At 63.9% G+C, this 421-nt stretch carries 1 pseudogene; it reads right to left on the reverse strand.

Annotated elements, in window-relative coordinates:
• Positions 1–212: 212 nt before the first annotated feature.
• A pseudogene (locus AC1D0P_RS30425) lies at positions 213–421 on the reverse strand (phytanoyl-CoA dioxygenase family protein); the annotation flags it as partial.

Below are 421 nucleotides of genomic sequence, written 5' to 3' on the forward strand. Positions count from 1 at the left end.
GGTCCATGCTCGTCGGTCAAGGGTCTTGCGCGCGTAAGAGAACGAGACCATGTACCGGGCGTATGCCGCACTCGCCGCGTCAAGGTCGGGGATGTCCGACCGGCTGACGGTTGACCGCCGAAACACACGCCATTGCGGAAGACTCGCTCGTCCGCAAGGGCCAATATGGCCAAATGGACGCCGCCTCTCCAAGGACGTCTCGATCCGCCCAATCACCAGGCCTTCAGCCCGAGCAGTTTCTCGCCCAGCGGCGAAAGCTCAGCCACCCCAGCATTGTTCTTCTCCCACTCACGCGGATCGCCCGGAAAGGCATCCCGCTGCGGATGGTCGCGCTCGCGCCACAGCCGGATGCGCTCCAGCCGCTCGGCTTCATTGTCGAACTCGGCCGGATGCATGGAGATATATTGCGCCATGCGCACCC

It is taken from the genome of Polaromonas sp. P1_G2, from assembly GCF_056405515.1.